This window comes from Chitinophaga nivalis (assembly GCF_025989125.1).
Lineage (GTDB): Bacteria > Bacteroidota > Bacteroidia > Chitinophagales > Chitinophagaceae > Chitinophaga > Chitinophaga nivalis.
In genome coordinates this window covers 8479253-8495821 of record NZ_JAPDNR010000001.1, presented here as the reverse complement: position 1 = coordinate 8495821, position 16569 = coordinate 8479253, and the positions used below count along the sequence as shown (strand labels likewise).

At 47.5% G+C, this 16569-nt stretch carries 10 protein-coding genes; 6 read left to right on the top strand and 4 right to left on the bottom strand.

Annotated elements, in window-relative coordinates; genetic code table 11:
• Positions 1-94: 94 nt before the first annotated feature.
• Together pgl and OL444_RS31445 are read left to right on the top strand one after the other, a co-directional pair.
• Positions 95-820: a 6-phosphogluconolactonase gene (gene pgl / locus OL444_RS31450; protein WP_264726596.1), complete on the top strand. Its 726-nt coding sequence runs from the start codon at positions 95-97 to the stop codon at positions 818-820.
• Between the two features lie 139 nt (positions 821-959).
• Positions 960-1721: an amidohydrolase family protein gene (locus tag OL444_RS31445; RefSeq protein WP_264726598.1), complete on the top strand. Its 762-nt coding sequence runs from the start codon at positions 960-962 to the stop codon at positions 1719-1721.
• Between the two features lie 63 nt (positions 1722-1784).
• On the opposite strand, the gene OL444_RS31440 is transcribed toward OL444_RS31445, so the two are convergent.
• Positions 1785-3356 carry an FMN-binding glutamate synthase family protein gene (locus OL444_RS31440; protein ID WP_264726600.1) on the bottom strand — a complete coding sequence of 524 codons (1572 nt, stop codon included), beginning with the start codon at positions 3354-3356 and terminating at the stop codon, positions 1785-1787.
• 334 nt (positions 3357-3690) lie between these two features.
• Between OL444_RS31440 and OL444_RS31435 the strand changes: the two genes are divergently transcribed.
• The 4 genes from OL444_RS31435 (at position 3691) to OL444_RS31415 (ending at position 11530) form a co-directional block, all read left to right on the top strand.
• The gene (locus OL444_RS31435) at positions 3691-6300 is read left to right on the top strand and encodes a family 20 glycosylhydrolase (RefSeq protein ID WP_264726601.1); all 2610 of its coding nucleotides are present in this window, start codon (positions 3691-3693) and stop codon (positions 6298-6300) included.
• A gap of 202 nt (positions 6301-6502) precedes the next feature.
• Complete coding sequence (locus OL444_RS31430) at positions 6503-8677, top strand: DUF5916 domain-containing protein (protein ID WP_264726603.1); 2175 nt, start codon at positions 6503-6505, stop codon at positions 8675-8677.
• A 301-nt stretch (positions 8678-8978) separates the two neighbouring features.
• Positions 8979-9599 carry a hypothetical protein gene (locus OL444_RS31425; RefSeq protein WP_264726605.1) on the top strand — a complete coding sequence of 207 codons (621 nt, stop codon included), beginning with the start codon at positions 8979-8981 and terminating at the stop codon, positions 9597-9599.
• A gap of 1226 nt (positions 9600-10825) precedes the next feature.
• Entirely contained in the window at positions 10826-11530 is a 705-nt protein-coding gene (locus tag OL444_RS31415; RefSeq protein ID WP_264726608.1) for a LytR/AlgR family response regulator transcription factor, read from the top strand.
• A gap of 4 nt (positions 11531-11534) precedes the next feature.
• Here OL444_RS31415 and OL444_RS31410 read toward each other — a convergent pair whose 3' ends face one another.
• From OL444_RS31410 to OL444_RS31400, 3 genes are all read right to left on the bottom strand, one after another.
• Complete coding sequence (locus tag OL444_RS31410; RefSeq protein WP_264726610.1) at positions 11535-12242, bottom strand: AcvB/VirJ family lysyl-phosphatidylglycerol hydrolase; 708 nt, start codon at positions 12240-12242, stop codon at positions 11535-11537.
• A 56-nt stretch (positions 12243-12298) separates the two neighbouring features.
• A complete protein-coding gene (locus tag OL444_RS31405; RefSeq protein WP_264726612.1) occupies positions 12299-14878 on the bottom strand; it encodes a phosphatidylglycerol lysyltransferase domain-containing protein in 2580 nt (859 codons plus the stop codon).
• Between the two features lie 94 nt (positions 14879-14972).
• Positions 14973-16547, bottom strand: a complete 1575-nt coding sequence (locus tag OL444_RS31400) for a T9SS type A sorting domain-containing protein (RefSeq protein ID WP_264726614.1) — start codon at positions 16545-16547, stop codon at positions 14973-14975.
• Positions 16548-16569 lie beyond the last annotated feature (22 nt).

Here is a 16569-nt window from a genome sequence, read left to right as displayed (position 1 = left end):
ACGATGGCGTCTGAAACAATATGACGGAGTTTGTAGGGAAAACCGGCAAATTCCGTCATGTTGTTTTAGGCCGCTGTTATGTTATTCATTTTCTATGGAACTACATATCGCAAAAGACCCCGCACAACTGAGTGAAAATGTGGCCGCCTGGATCAGTAATTATATACTGGAAGTATTACAGGATCAGGAGCGTTTTACTTTTGTATTGTCCGGTGGCAGTACCCCAAAACAATTATATGCCCTGTTGGCAAAAGCGCCCTATAATCAGATGATTCCATGGGAAAAATTACATTTTTTCTGGGGAGATGAAAGAGCAGTGCCCTTTACCGATGAGCGCAACAATGCCCGGATGGCTTTTGATGAGTTACTGAATAAGGTAAATGTAAATCCGGAGCATATTCACGTGATGCGTACAGATATTGAGCCGGAAGCCTCCGCTGCGGAGTATGCGCAATTATTGCAATCCTACTTCAGCGAAGAAGAAAATACCTTCGACCTGGTATTGCTGGGTATGGGAGATGATGGACATACCCTGTCCCTATTCCCCGGTACAGCCGTGGTACATGAAAAAAAGGACTGGGTAAAAGCATTTTTCCTGCCTGCGCAGGATATGTACCGCATTACACTCACCGCACCCGTGGTAAATAATGCCGCCTGTGTAGTTTTCCTGACTACCGGCGCCGCCAAGGCCATGACGCTGAAAAATGTGATAGAAGGTACTTTTGACGCAGAGAAATACCCTTCCCAGCTCATCCGCCCGGAAGACGGAGAGCTGCACTGGTTTGTGGATGAAGCTGCCGCAGCTGCGATGGAATTGTAAAATACCAAACGGTCATCAAGGATGACGAATGTATCGGTGAGGAGCCATTACTATTATCTTCCCGTAAACATTCGTCATTCTTAGTTCTTATTTCATAATTATTTCTGTAGTTTGTGAACTGTAACAACGAGGAGATTTTATGTTTGAACAGCCCGTATTTGATGCACACCTACACATTATCGATCACCGGTATCCCCTGCAACCCAATCAGGGATATCTACCCCAGCCTTTTTCTGTATCAGACTACTGCCAACAGACTGCTTCACTGAATATTACCGGAGGCGCCATCGTATCCGGATCTTTCCAGGGATTTGATCAGCAATACCTGCTCGCCGCTTTAAAAGAGCTGGGTCCCCGTTACGTAGGCGTAACCCAGATCCCTGCCACTGCCACAGATGAGGAAATCATTGCCTTACATGCAGCGGGTGTCCGCGCAGTACGGTTTAATGTACAACGTGGCGGTTCCGAAAGTATACAGTACCTGGAACAACTGAGTTTACGCGTATATGAACTGGTAAAATGGCATGTGGAATTGTATGTGGATTCCCGGCAGTTGCCCGGATTATCTACTACCCTGCATAAATTGCCGAAAGTGGTGATCGACCACCTGGGATTATCCAAAGCAGGTCTGAAGTATTTGTTGCCATTAATAGAGAAAGGAGTGAAAGTAAAAGCAACGGGTTTCAGCCGCTGTGATTTTGATGTGCTGACTACGATGCGACAGATTACCGCCATCAACCCGGCCGCCCTGCTGTTTGGTACAGATTTGCCATCTACCCGTGCTCCGCGCCCGTTTGAGCCCAAAGACCTGCTGCTGATACAACAGTCATTCCCCGCTGCCATTGCTGCAAAAATATGCCGGGAAAATGCCCTGGAGCTATATCGCCCGGCTGTGGTATAAATGGCACCATTACGAAACAGCACGCAGTATACTGCTTACCCTTTCGTAATGGTGAGGAATACATCAGCTCCAGCTGTCAATGGCCACCTGTTTCAGGTGCTCCGGCATTTGTCCGTTGAGTAGCCCTCCGGGAGTGGTGCTGGGATATATTTCTTCAAAACTTTTTACCTGATTCATAAATACCCGGCGGAAAATATGCTGCCGGGTAATCTGGTGCGGGTCTCCCAGACCTGCTGCACCAGCCAGTTCTATCGCACTCTCGATGGTATCGCGGTGATAGTTGGCTACCCTGTGTTTTTTATCGTCTACCACCAGGCCGGCTGCCAGCCATTTGTTTTGCGTAGCTACACCGGTTGGGCATTTATTGGTATTGCATACCAGTGCCTGAATGCATCCCAGCGCCATCATCATGGCACGGGCGCTGTTGCAGGTGTCGGCCCCTAATGCCATGGCACGCAGGATATGATAGCCGGTGAGGATTTTGCCGGAAGCAATCAGCTTCACCTGCTGACGTATATTGAAGCCCGTTAGGGTATCGTGTACGAAGGAGAGGGCGTCCATGAGCGGCATCCCTACGGAGTTGGAGAATTCCGGTGGGGCTGCACCCGTACCACCTTCACCGCCATCTATGGTAATGAAATCAGGGTAGATATTGGTATCCATCATGGCTTTACAGATGGCATAAAACTCCCGTTGCTGCCCGATGCATAATTTGAAACCGATAGGCTTGCCTTTGCTCAGTTGCCGCATACGTGCAATGAACTGCATCATTTCCCGCGGGCTGCCAAATGCTTTATGGTAAGGAGGCGAAAAAACCGTGGTATGCGGTGTGACATGCCGGATCGCTGCAATTTCCGGCGTGTTCTTGGCTGCCGGTAAAATACCACCGTGGCCGGGTTTGGCGCCCTGTGATAGTTTCAGTTCAATCATCTTGACCTGCGGCAACGCACTTTTTTCGGCAAACAGGGAGTCTGAAAAATTCCCCGATTCATCGCGGCAGCCGAAGTAACCCGTTCCGATCTGCCAGATAATATCACCGCCTTGTTTCAGGTGGAAATCGCTGATGCCGCCTTCGCCGGTGTTGTGGGCGAAGCCGCCGATCTTAGCGCCGCCGTTCAGTGCCTCTACCGCATTGGAGCTGAGAGAGCCATAACTCATGGCGCTTACATTCAGGATGCTGGCAGCGTAGGGTTGCAGACAGTCTTTGCCGCCAAAAGTGACCCGCGGGTCTTTTTCCATTTTGTCAAAATCATGCGGCTGAATGGAGTGGGCCATCCATTCATATCCTTCCGCATATACGTTGAACTGGGTGCCGAAGGGCTGAGAGTCCAGTTCCCGCTTGGCCCGCTGGTAGATGGTAGAGCGGTCTACCCGGTTTACCGGGCTGCCATCGATATCACTTTCTACAAAATATTGGTAGATCTTGGGACGCAATGCTTCCATCCAGTAACGCATTCGTCCTACTACCGGGTAATTGCGGATGATGGCGTGTTTGGTCTGGGCCATGTCCAGCAGACCCATAATGATAATAGGTAGTACTGGTACCAACAACCAGTATACCCAGGGGAAAAATAAACCAACGCCAATAATGAACAGTAGACTTACACATGAGAATCCGATAAACGCTTTTGCCATATAGTTGATCGTTATTTCTTTAAAGTTAAAGAATTATCAGCATGGCCGATCTTCCTATATTTGCTCCTTTTTCGCAGGAAAGTGCGTAGGAAAAGAGCGGTAGATCCGGCGGAAAATAGTTGCGGAGAAGTGCAGCGGGAAGGAAGTGTGTTTGCAAATTTTGCAAATTTTTATGCAGTATTTGCAATTTCGTGTATTAGTTTTTATATTACACAGCATCCCTCAAAAACAAGAGATGCTTACAACCAGCATATGATGCCATGTAAATATCCCTCAACACTTATTCTTGACTATAGCATTTTATTACACCGTGATTCTCAAACTTATTTAAAACATGACCAGTCGTAAGTATTTAGGTAAACTGGTAACCGCCGCGTTACTTTTCGGCACAGCTGCCGGGAGCAAGGCCCAGCAGGTTCCCACGTATGATGTAGCCCGATTGAAATCCACCTGGGAAGTAGTGGAAAACAACTATCAGGGTAAGAATAATTTTTTATCCGCGTTTACATTTGTGAATACTGGTAACAAACCTTTTCCTGCCAAAGGATGGCAGCTGTATTTCAACTTCGTCCGCAAGGTGAAAGCAGAAGTGTTGCCCGCCAATATTAAAGTAGAACATATCAACGGAGACTTATACCGTTTTACACCTACGCCGGAGTTTAAAGGTATTGTACCGGGCGACTCCCTGAAGCTGGGTATTACCGGCGACGCCTGGGCGGTGAACTTCACCGATGCACCGGCAGGTCTTTACCTGGTATGGGATCACCAGCCGGAGAAAGGCGTATCTATCAAAGATTATACGATTCGTCCTTCTACCTCTGCCAGACAACTCATGCGCTATCCGGGCGATAAAACAGCTGTTGTAACGCCAACGGATATATTTAAACAGAATGCCCAGATCAAAGATATTCCAGCTGCGCAGTTACCGCTGATATTCCCGACACCGGCTTCCTATGAAGCTACGGGCGGCAGTCTGCTGCTGGATGCGCCCCCTGTGGTGACGGCCGATCCGCAACTGGCACCAAGTGCCCGGTTCCTGGAAAAAGAGCTGGCGCCCCTGTTGGGTAAACGTGCTGCGGGTAAGGCTACCATTGCCTTTAAACTGGACGCTTCCCTGGCTGCCAACGCCTATACCCTGGAGGTAACACCACAGGGCATTGTGATTGGTGCCGCCAGCAATGAAGGCGCTTTTTATGGTATACAGTCCCTGAAATCCCTAATAACACCTGCAGCATGGGCCGGAGTGCAGAAATCTCTCAGCATTCCCGCCGTGCGGGTGAAAGATTACCCACGCTTTGGGTATCGTGCCTTCATGCTGGATGTGGCCCGTAACTTCCACGACAAACGCGATGTATTGCGGGTGCTGGATGTAATGGCGCTGTATAAGCTGAATGTACTGCACTTTCACTTTAGTGATGATGAGGGCTGGCGCCTGGAAATACCTTCCCTACCGGAACTGACTACAGTAGGCGCCAAACGTGGACACAGCCCCGACTGGAAAAATATGTTGCCACCGTCTTACGGATCAGGCCCGGATACCGCCAATGCTGCCGGTACCGGCTATTTTACCCGCAACGACTTCCTGGAAATCCTCCGTTATGCAACGGAAAGACATATCCAGGTATTGCCTGAAATTGAAACACCCGGACACGCAAGAGCGGCGGTAAAAGCCATGGAGGCCCGCTACCATCGCCTGAAAGCAGCCGGTCAGGATAAAGCGGCAGAAGAATACCTGATGACAGACTTCGCGGATAAATCTACTTACCGCTCCGTACAATACTGGAATGACAACGTTATGAACGTTGCTTTGCCAGGTACTTACCGTTTCCTGGACAAGGTAGTGGAAGAACTGGTAAGCATGTATAAAGAAGCCGGCGCGCCATTCACGGCGGTACATATGGGTGGTGATGAAGTGCCTAATGGTGTGTTTGAACAATCACCTGCCTGTCTGGCATTAATGAAACAAGACAGTACCCTGAAAGATGTGAATGACCTTTGGTATTACTACTACCGCAAGGTAAATAACCTGGTAAAGGCCCGCGGCCTGGAACTGGCAGCATGGGAAGAAGCAGGTATGCGTAAAACCACCACACTCGATGGCGCCGTACATAGCATTGCCAACCCCGACTTCGTCAATGATAATTTCCAGCTGAACGTTTGGAACAATACCATCGGCGGCGGACAGGAAGATTTATCCTATCGCCTGGCCAATGCCGGTTACAAGGTGATCCTGTCTGGTGTAAGCAATTTTTATTTCGACATGGCTGCCATGAAATCATTTGATGAACCCGGCTTTTACTGGGGTGGTTTCGTGGATGTGGATAAACCTTTCTACTTCATTCCGCTGGACTATTACAAGAACTCCAAAGTGGATGGCAGGGGTAATCCGGTTACACCGGAAACCTTCCAGGGTAAAGACCGTTTAACCGGCTTCGGCGTTTCCAATATCCGTGGTATCCAGGGATTACTCTGGAGCGAAACCATTAAAAGTTCCGACCGGATGGAATACATGTTGTTACCAAAACTCCTGGGACTGGCAGAAAGAGCATGGGCACAGGATCCTGAATGGGCAAAAGAAAAAGATCCGCAGAAGGCAGATGCTATGTATGCGGAAGCCTGGAGCGTATTTACCAACGTATTATCCAAACGGGAAATGCCTCGCCTGGATAACTACAACGGCGGCTATAACTGGCGTATTCCGGGAGTAGGTACTTCCGTGGAAGACGGCGTGTTAAAAGCCAATGTACAGCTGCCTGGACTGGTGATCCGTTACACGACTAACGGTGACGAGCCTACGCTGAAAAGTGCTACCTACACCGGCCCGATACAGGCAGGTGGTAAAACGGTAAAACTGAAAGTGTTTAACACCCGTGGTCGTGGTAGTAAAACCACTACTATCAAAGTACCACAACCTGAAGTACAGATGAAGAACAACCGGAACTAACAGTAGTTCCCCGAATTTATATTACGCGATTACAAAAGATGAGCGGAGATTAAAGTGGTCAGTTGGTATCCCTTTAATTTTCGCTCATTTTGTTTGATACAAACCCATCCCGTTGAGGCCATCATTCACTGTCAGCTTTGCTTCATCCGGGAATGTTTAATTGATCAGTTTATTTTATCTATCGACCACTAATCTGTTTGTTGTGCATATTCTTCCACGTTTACTATGCTGTTGCTTACTTTCTATGCCTGTGCTGGCCCAGAAAAAGAACGACGCCTTCCGGCTTCAGATCCGCAAAGCCATTTCTCCGGTAAAAATAGATGGGGTGATTGACGAAGCTGCCTGGAAGGTGGCTGATGTGACCACCGGCTTTCATATGGTATTACCGATGGATACCAGTGCGGCCCGGTTGCGGACGGATGTGCGGATGACCTATGACGATAAAAACCTGTACCTGGTAGTGGAAAATTATACGCCGGACGAAGGTCCCTATATGGTGGAGTCGTTGCGCCGGGATTTTTCTTTTCTGAAAAATGATAATTTCCTCTTGTTCATGGACCCTTTCGATGACCAGACCAATGGTTTCTCCTTTGGCGCCAATGCAGCTGGTGCGCAGTGGGATGGTCTCATGTACGACGGCGGAAAAGTGGACCTGAGCTGGGATAATAAATGGGTATCTGTAGTAAAGAACTACCCGGATAAATGGGTGTTTGAAGCTGCCATTCCTTTTAAAACCATCCGCTATAAAAAAGGCATTACCAAATGGGGCATCAACTTTAGCCGGAATGACCTGAAAACAACGGAGAAGTCGGCCTGGGCGCCGGTGCCCAGGCAGTTTGCCACGGCTTCCCTGGCTTATACCGGTAGCCTGGAATGGGACGCGGCGCCTCCTGCTGCCGGCGCCAATATCTCCTTGATTCCGTACCTGCTGGGCGGTATTTCCAAAGACTATGAAAAAGGAACTGCTACTAAGTTCCGGCGCGATGCCGGTCTGGATGCCAAGGTAGCCATCACCTCTTCCCTGAACCTGGACCTGACGGTGAATCCTGATTTCTCACAGGTAGATGTGGATAAGCAGGTGACCAACCTGGATCGGTTTGAATTGTTCTTTCCGGAGCGGCGACAATTTTTCCTGGAAAACGGAGACCAGTTTTCCAATTTCGGGTATGCGACTATCCGGCCTTTTTTCTCCCGGCGTATAGGCCTGGGCGTGCCCATTCATTTTGGCGCCCGGCTCAGTGGCAAGCTCAATAAAGACTGGCGGCTGGGTGTTATGAATATGCAGACGGGCAAGCAGGAAGCAACCGGTTTGCCGGCGCAGAATTTCACAGTCGCGGCCTTACAACGGCGGGTATTTTCCCGGTCTAACGTGGGGTTTATTTTTATCAATAAGGAGTCGCTGCATTACAACCCCGCGGAGGCGGAAGGGAAGCCGGTATATAGTGCATATAACCGCAATATGGGGCTGGAGTATAACCTGGCTTCTTCCAATAATTTCTGGACCGGAAAGGCCATGTTGCTGAAGTCTTTTAGTCCGGGTAAAAGCGGGTATGATATGGTGCATGCGGCTAATTTGCAGTATACCAGCAAACAGTGGAATATTGGCTGGCAGCATGAGTATGTAGGGCGGAACTACACGGCGGAAGCGGGCTATGTGCCACGGCAGGGATATATTAAACTGGCGCCGCAGGTAACCCGGTTGTTTTTTCCGTTGTCGGGGCCGGTGCTGAGTCATGGCCCGTTGGTGGCTACCACCTGGTTCTTTGATGAAAAACTCCATCGTACCGATAATGAAACCCTGATCAATTATGGCATTGTGTTCCGGAAGCGGAACACGTTGAATATATGGGCTGCCAATACCTTTGCGCAGCTATTGCAACCGTTTGATCCTACCAATACAGGTAAAGACAGCCTGCTTACCGGAAGCCGGCATAGCTGGAGTTCTATGGGGATGGATTATGTGTCCCAACCGCAGCAGTTGTTTACCTATGCTTTTTCGGCCCGTTATGGGGGCTATTATGCCAACGGTACCCGGTTTATGGCCAATACGGAATTGGGCTACCGTTTCCAGCCTTATGTGAGTATTGCGTTGAATGTCAACTTCAATAAGATCGATCTGCCTGCTCCCTGGCATGCCAATACTTTCTGGCTGGTGGGACCCCGCCTGGATGTTACCATGACCAATACCCTGTTCTTTACCGGTTTTATGCAGTATAACGGGCAACAAAAGAATATGAACGTGAATACCCGTTTCCAGTGGCGTTACCGGCCTGCTTCCGATTTGTTTATTGTGTATACGGATAATTATTTGCCGGAACCTTTTTTTGTGCGGAACCGGGCTTTGGTGGTGAAGTTGGTGTATTGGCTCAATATTTAATCCCGTTAAATTTTAACTGTTAAGAAAGCATTAACTAATGACTGTGATATTCCAGCTATCATTGCACCACAAAATCAGATTTATACGCAGTTAAATAGATGCCTTATTTAAATTTTCATTTACTATCGTTGTGAATACTATCTCCCTGTGGTCTTTACCATGGGGATTTTTATAAAGGATGCGCGCGGATAGAATAAAAATATGAGGAATGCAAAGGTTATGATAGCCAACCGGAAAATGTATTGAGAGACCAAATTAATCAGCCATTATGAGAGTGTATGCCGATAATATAGGGTCTGATATGCCAGAATATCTAATGGTGGGGGCAAACAGGACGGAGGGCTGGATGATGACCACGGTCAGCTGCCATCCGGAATCAGTTGCAGGCGAGGAAAACAGCCGTCATGTGCATAAACGGAACAGGCGTTTCGTTATTACCCGGTTATGGATATTGCCACCGGTTACTTTTCGTCATGCTGTACAGGAGGAGATATCCACACGTAAATTTAATTTTCATATACTCATCCGAATAGGGGGGAATCTTCGTTTATATGGGAATGTTAACTATCGGATGCTGAAAAATGACGGCATCGAAAAAGGTAAGGTACCCTACCTGATAAAAGATGACCGGCAGGTGATGCCACTGCGGCAGTCTGTGTTTTTGTCGCTGTATACCTGTTTGTGGAAACCCGAAAATGTTGATATACAGGCCGTTTGGGAACATATTGCGATGCCGGAAAAAAGAATATTTTCCGGATCAGGGAAGCTATTGCCTGGTATAACGGTAAAGGATATACGTAATATGAATTTATTTTTTTATCGGCAATATACAGGTAAACGTGTCATCGGTACGCTTTATGAAAAAATAGGGAGAATGTCCCGTAAAGTCAATGCTGTAAAAGGTTTTATGGGATCCGGATAAGAGCATGGTTACATTTTTCCGGTCTGCCGGTATAAGGTGCATTTGTATGTATGTATCGGCATGTGGAAAAAAAAAATTTCACTGCAATTATATTGCAGTGAAAAATCTGGAGAAATAAATGCAACAGTATCTATTGGCAGATCATTGCAGCAGTAGCCGGTGTAAGTCGCTGCAGTAGCGGGTGCAGCAGAAATACAGTCAATGTTAAAAAACGATATACAACCAAATTCTACAGAACTTTTAATCACATTTTTATGCAGTACACTTACAAGAAAATTATTTTTTTTAGGTATTCAAAAAATAAAACAAGATATTGTGACGTTAATTTTAAGTCCGCAATTAAGCCGCATCAGCGCCATTGTCCTGCAGCTAATTTTTTGGAAAACCCGTTTAAATCAAGTTGTTAATATTTACATTTAAAGATATATATGACAATCTTGTTTTAATCAGATACATAATCGTATATTCAGTTACATAACCGTTAAGCCCCTCTATGCCACATGCCAAAGCGTTATTTTGAAAGACTTCAGACTATTGATTACCTAATCAGGATTAAAGGGACCGGTAAACCCGCTCAATTAGCCAAACGCCTTCGGATTTCCGAAAGAACACTCTATGAATTCCTTAAAATGATGAAGGAGTTAGGTGCTCCAATTGAGTACGACCGGTACAAAGAAAGCTATTACTACTCTGAAAAAGGCGGATTCAATATCCGGTTCTCCAAGAACCTGATTACCGTTAGCGCAGTAATGCTTTTATTCCTGGTAAACTTTTGGTAACAGAGTCCGTATATGGACTGGCAACAGGCTTGCCTGTTTCTGCTCCATATGCTACAGCGCTGCCCGTTCTGCGGGCCTAAGATGTACTGTAGCTGCGAATACAGCTCACAGTTGATCTTTTTGTAAATCCTCCTGCGAAGGTGGACAGAGCGACGATTGCCCGCTGGGCAAAAGGTGCTTTGTCCACCTTCCTTATCTTTAATACTTAACATTGTATTAACGGATCTCCCCCTTATTAGCCTGAAATTTAATTATGAATGCTGCTGGCACTTGCTGTAAACATATTTTTTGCCCAAAGATTTTTTCATAACGCGGTTTAGATTAGATTTAGATAATCCGCAGGTCTCTCTCCAGTCACCTGCTATATATTATGCTTTCCGGTTGACAATAGCGGATGTCGGCAGGTTCAGACTTACGTATAACCCAAAATCCAAAATCGAAGACCCTATGATTCTTAATTGTATAATATTGGGAGATGAACCCGACGGCTTTGAGAAACTCGAAAATTATATCGCTAACATTCCATTTGTATATCTGGTCCGGCGTTGCAGTACCATGCAACAAGCTGCCAGTTTATTGCAAACAGGCAAAATCCATTTACTGATAGTTGGGAATAAAGTAGGAGAAATGGCTAATCCGTTATATGCTTCACTGGAACCTAAAAACAGATTACCCATACTAATGATGGCCTATCCCCGTGATACATCGGACGCCTATGAAATACTCCTCGTGAAATGGCTGGAACTGCCATTTACTTTTACCCACTTTTTTCAGGTTATGACTGAACTACATAATATCATAGATATGAACGGGAGTATTACCCCAGGCAGACACCAGAACGATCATTTTGTGCTGAGATGTGAACACCGGCATGAGAAAATATACTACAAAGACCTGCAGTATGTAGAAGTGATGAATGATTGTATCATGCTACATCTGGCAGATCAGAAAGTAGTCACCACCGAAAAACTGGATTGGATTATCTCCCAGTTGCCGGTACATGCTTTTATGCGCGTACACCGCTGGTTTGTAGTAGGTTTTGAACACATTACTGCCCTGGAAGATAATCATGTACAGGTAGGCGTGGCCCGAATACCCCTTACGACCCAGATGAAAGAAGAGGTAGCCAAACGCTATAAACTAAGGGGATAATATATTACCGGGATAAAGCGGCCAGTATCTTCTCCGTTACACCAGCAGCATCTTCTTCATAGGTATGCCCGCCAGGCAGTACCAGGTGCTTGTAGTGCCCGATCGTAATATCTGATAGTTTAAAATCTTTTTCATCTGCCCCAAAAACAAACAACAAAGGTTTGTCACCAATCCGGTTGATCTCCGCAGGTACACTCTTGCCTTTGCTATTGGATTTACCCAGCATATCGGATACATGTACCTCCATATCCGTAAACCGGGAAGGCGATAGCAATACAATTTGTTGTACCTGCTGGATTATCTCTGCAGGCAGACTGTTATAAATAAACGGCATTACATCGGCGCCCAGTGAATAACCAACCAGTATCACTCCGTGGTTACTGTTCCATTGCTGCTGATAGTATTTAATCAGGTTGCCGGCATCAGTGGCCGCTTGTTGGGGCGTCTTCTTATTCCAGAAATATTTAAGTGCATTTAAAGCTACCACCGGATAGCCCTTCTGCTGAAAAGCGGAGATCACATTTACAGAAAACTTCTTCATCCCGCCATCGCCGGTAATATATAGGATCAGGGGTCCGCTGCTGCCGGTCAGCGGTGGCTTTACCTGTACCGGTAAGTTGCCGGGATTATTTTGCGCCGGCAACGTTACCGTTACGAATAACAATATTGCCAGTAACTTCCCGGCCTTCCATATTTTTTCGGATAACAACATATGCAATATTAACACCTCTCTTTAATATAAAATATAGCGGACTATATTTTACGTTATCAGGGCTGCATCACTTTACTCAAGGCGCCTGGCAGCTGTATCAGATCGAAGTCGTGCTCATATACCAGGTATTTATTGGTCCAGGTAGTAGCATATTTGGCCTTGAACTCACGCAGTCCCTGATAGTGCCGGAAGAAACGTAGTTTTTCATAGGCATATTTCACCATCTTTTCCGCCGTGTTTTGTGGCTGGCTGATACCAGACATGGGTACCATGCCCAGGTTCAGGTATTGTAGTTCTTTGGCCTGTGCATGCTGAATCAGGTGGATGATCAGCGCATCCATGACACCACCCGGTGCATCGGATCGCTTGCGGATCAGGTCATAGGTACACTCGCCTGGTGCATAATCCGGAATGATATTCAGAAATGCAGCTACTTTACCTTCCGCATCCGTGACGGTAATCATATCCTGTTGCTGCATGGCTACCGCATCAAATAAACCCTGCGAAAAAGTCAGCTCCTTCACTTCATATTGCTGCAACCACTCATCGCTGACGGCACGCAACTCCGCTATCATATCCGGCGTTTGCGGGGCCGGATGGAAAGTAGTCACATAGCCTTTGTTGGCCAGGCTGTTTAACCCGTTCCGCAACGATTTTTTATCTTTCCCGCTCAGGGTGAAATCACGTATATCCATGATCGCTTCCTGCCCGATCAGCATTTTTTTCTTTTTCAGCCGGCTGAAATAATAAGTACTGTCTTCATCTACCCGATAGAAGGCCGGCCGCAATCCCATCTTTTTACATTGCGCTTCAAACTCTTCCAGCAACAGCATTTTATGATCTTCACTACATACCGGTTCTTCCAGTACAATGGCAAAACTGCTGGCTACCCGGTAAGCAATAAATCCTTCGTACTGGGAGGATACAAATAATAATTTATCCTGCCCGACCTTGAAATAATCCATCGGTGAATCGCCATACTGACTCAGATAAAAATGTGCTTTTTCCAGCGCTACGTTGCTATGACGGGCCACCTGCAGGTAAGGACGAATGATCGTATAAAAAAGGAAAGCCCAGGCGCCTACACCCAATGCCCGGATGGCGGACATAAACTCACGTGCAAACCGGGTAACGGGTCGCAGACCGTCATCTTCCAATAACATAAAACAATGAAACGCATGACGTAAAGATTGCAGCCAGGTAAAATCAAGTCCGAAATGCCGCACATTCAGGAAATAAAACCCAATGGCGCCAAATATCAGCACTACTACGAAAGTGGCCATGGCAGTGACAACACCAATGTTCACCAATTGCGGATTGCTTTTAACCCGGTATTGCCTGGCGGTGATCAGCAGTATCACACTGGTGATAACGGCGAGCGTCGCCTCTTCATAGTCCAGGGCTTTGCTGATATGGCCGATGGCCGACAGCCCCGATACCGTCAGGGCAACGATCCAGGCACTGCGTAAACCCTTGAACAAAAACGTAGCGGTAACCAGCAGGATCAGGCCCAGGAAAACCACGAGCAGGTTCGTTGCATGAATAGACGTGCCAGGGATATAGGCACGCAACAGGTGTACCCGGTTGGCCAGCGGAGGTGTTAATACCGAAAAGATATTCACCATGCCCAACAGGAAAATCAGGATGGGAGGCAATAACCGTAATACCAGTTCTTTGCCTTTTAAAGCAAAGGCGATCATACCCGCTACCAGTGGCAACCAGAATTCAAACAGGCGGAAAAGCAATGTGATTTCCAGTGCTTCCAAGGTAGAATAACCATAGTTACTGAGCAGGTAGGCCAATGATAATTCGATGGCGCCAAGCCCGCGTAAAAACGGAGAAATGATGAGAAAAATAGTGGCTACAATATACCCTACACAAGCCGCTTCGAGCGAAGGGGCCACCCCTGCAGCCAGCATACTGAGATAAAGATGGGCTACTCCCGCTACTTCTATCAATACGGAAGCGACGACGGTATTCATAAAGGCAGGAACAGACAGGTGAAAAGCAAAAATTTCATCTGCCTGGGCAGCAGCAGCCGGAAAGTATTTTGCCAGCAGCTGATAGGCTTTGCCTTTGGATTGCATAGAACGCACCAGCCATACCACGCCCAGCAACAATAAGCAGATAGCGGTCAGGCCCCAGATGGCATCTTTCATGGAACCGGTATGCAGCATGGCATATAATACCACAGGGATGCCCGCCAGAAAAACGGATAAAATGCCAGTGAAACCATAAATACCGGAAGCCTGGTGAATTTGTTGTTTATGCAGGGAAGTGCGGCGCAGGCTTTGTGGCAGATAAGCCAGTGAGCTGATGCCGCCTGCTGGCAGGAATACAGACAACAGGTTGCGTTTCAGAAACAGCTCTGTACTTTTTAACGTATCCAGCCGGGCGCCCACCGACCGGAAACTGAATACATACATGAGTGCCTGTAATAAGATGTAGGCAAACGTAATAACAATCCCGGATAACACCCAGCCACGGTCTGCTTTTTTAATAGCTGGTATCAGGGCATATAATTCATGACGTTGTGAGCGAAAAAAATAGATGGCCAGCAGAATAAACAGGACAGCCAGTAATTCCTTTAAATGAAGTTTACGTAGAAATGCGACAGTTAAAAATTTCTTTCCCAAAGGTTTATTGGTTTTTGATAGCAATAACCCGCAAAGCTACATTAACTTTCCTAGTATATCCTTTGTTGGTAAAGAGTTTAAGCTGATTTTAAGGTCAGTCGGTCAGGATAATTTTCTCGGTATGAATGGTCTGATCGGTTTCATCGAGGAATTGCAGGAAGTAGATACCCTTAGCCAGGTTATCCGGTATCTTCATTTCGTAGTAGTTGCGGTTTAGCAACGGTTGCCGGAACTGCTGCCAGGTAATTCTCCGGCCAGGCACATCTATCAGCGCAATGGCTTTCACGTGCTGACTGGCGCCATAATAGATATGCAGGATACCACCTCGTTGTATCGGATTCGGGAACACCACAATATCTCCCCGGGTGTTTTTGCCTTTCACGATCCGTATCGGTCCGTAAAAGAAAGTGCCGTCTGTCATGCTTACTTTCAGGCGATAGAAAATAAAGCCGTCGTTATGTACCAGATCGGCGGCATGGTATCCACGTGGATAAAAGCTGATGCCACCGGGGGCGCTGCTGCGTACATAGCCGATGGAGTCGAATGTGGCACCGCCGGCAAATTTACGTTCAATGGTAAAGCCGGCGCAGAAATATTCCCGGCCGGTAATCCAGTGCAGCAGGATGCTGTCTGCCCACGTAGCGCTGCGTACTGCCTGGAAGTAGTCCAGGATGGTACCTGGTGGCCGTTTAGACGTGTCTGCCACCAGGCTGGTAAAATAGTTGGTAGCGCCCAGGTGGGAGAAGGTGCGTTGTACCATGGCGGCTTCGCCGTCGGACGACCCGATCGGAAAATCGGGTGTTACCGGTGTGCTGCGTTCGGTGGCTACATCCCAACCACTGCCGGTAAATCTTGCCAGGTAAGCCGCCGCCCGATTCGCTTCATATACAGGGCCTTCATCGGATAAGCGATGAACAAGTTTTAAGGTAACATCCGCATCTGCCCGCGAAAAATCTACCTGCCAGGTTTTGTTGTTGCTGGTAAGGAAAAGATTTCTGCCGGATGTAAGGAATTGCCGCACACTATCAGCAACGCCTACACGAATATTTACAGGGTCACCGTTGTTGATGACAGCTGCTGGTGTATAGCTTTCAATGCGGGTACCTACGGGGAATACCACGGTTTTATCTGCCGCTGCAATATTGTTCCGGTAAACGAAACCGCCGCCGGTGACGATGAAATTACTGCCGGAATAATTACGTATAGCCCCGGGCGTATGATGTCCGATGATGAGGTTCCAGCCATTCAGAAACAGGTGGCCGGCGCTGAAACTTAATGCCTGGGAAACTTTCAGGTCGCTCAGGTCATCGAGGTAAATACCGGATTTGTTTTCCAGACTCAGATTGGGGAAACCCGGACCGCTGTTCATCGCCGCACTGTAGCCGCCGCTGATATACTGGGGACGTGCCGGTTTATTGGACATAAATCGAAACAGGCCGCCGTTGGCACTGTAGCCGTCGGTGCTTTCATCGCGGATAGTGGCTTCGTTGCCGTTGCGCCATCGTAAGCCGTAGAAGTTGACCACACTGCCGCTGCGGGAGAGCATGTTGCCTTCATTCACCATATCGCCGAATATACTGATGGTATCGGCGCTGAAGATGCCAATACTGCTATTGGGGTGCAGCCACGTAGCCGACTGGGCCCGTATGGCTGTTCCCGCGAGGATCAACAGTAACGTTAATATGGTGTGT

Excerpts from the sequence above, each read along its gene's own strand:
- pgl (WP_264726596.1), top strand. The coding sequence starts at position 95 with ATGGAACTACATATCGCAAAAGACCCCGCACAACTGAGTGAAAATGTG.
- OL444_RS31445 (WP_264726598.1), top strand. The coding sequence starts at position 960 with ATGTTTGAACAGCCCGTATTTGATGCACACCTACACATTATCGATCAC.
- OL444_RS31440 (WP_264726600.1), bottom strand. The coding sequence starts at position 3,356 with ATGGCAAAAGCGTTTATCGGATTCTCATGTGTAAGTCTACTGTTCATT.
- OL444_RS31435 (WP_264726601.1), top strand. The coding sequence starts at position 3,691 with ATGACCAGTCGTAAGTATTTAGGTAAACTGGTAACCGCCGCGTTACTT.
- OL444_RS31425 (WP_264726605.1), top strand. The coding sequence starts at position 8,979 with ATGCCAGAATATCTAATGGTGGGGGCAAACAGGACGGAGGGCTGGATG.
- OL444_RS31415 (WP_264726608.1), top strand. The coding sequence starts at position 10,826 with ATGATTCTTAATTGTATAATATTGGGAGATGAACCCGACGGCTTTGAG.
- OL444_RS31410 (WP_264726610.1), bottom strand. The coding sequence starts at position 12,242 with ATGTTGTTATCCGAAAAAATATGGAAGGCCGGGAAGTTACTGGCAATA.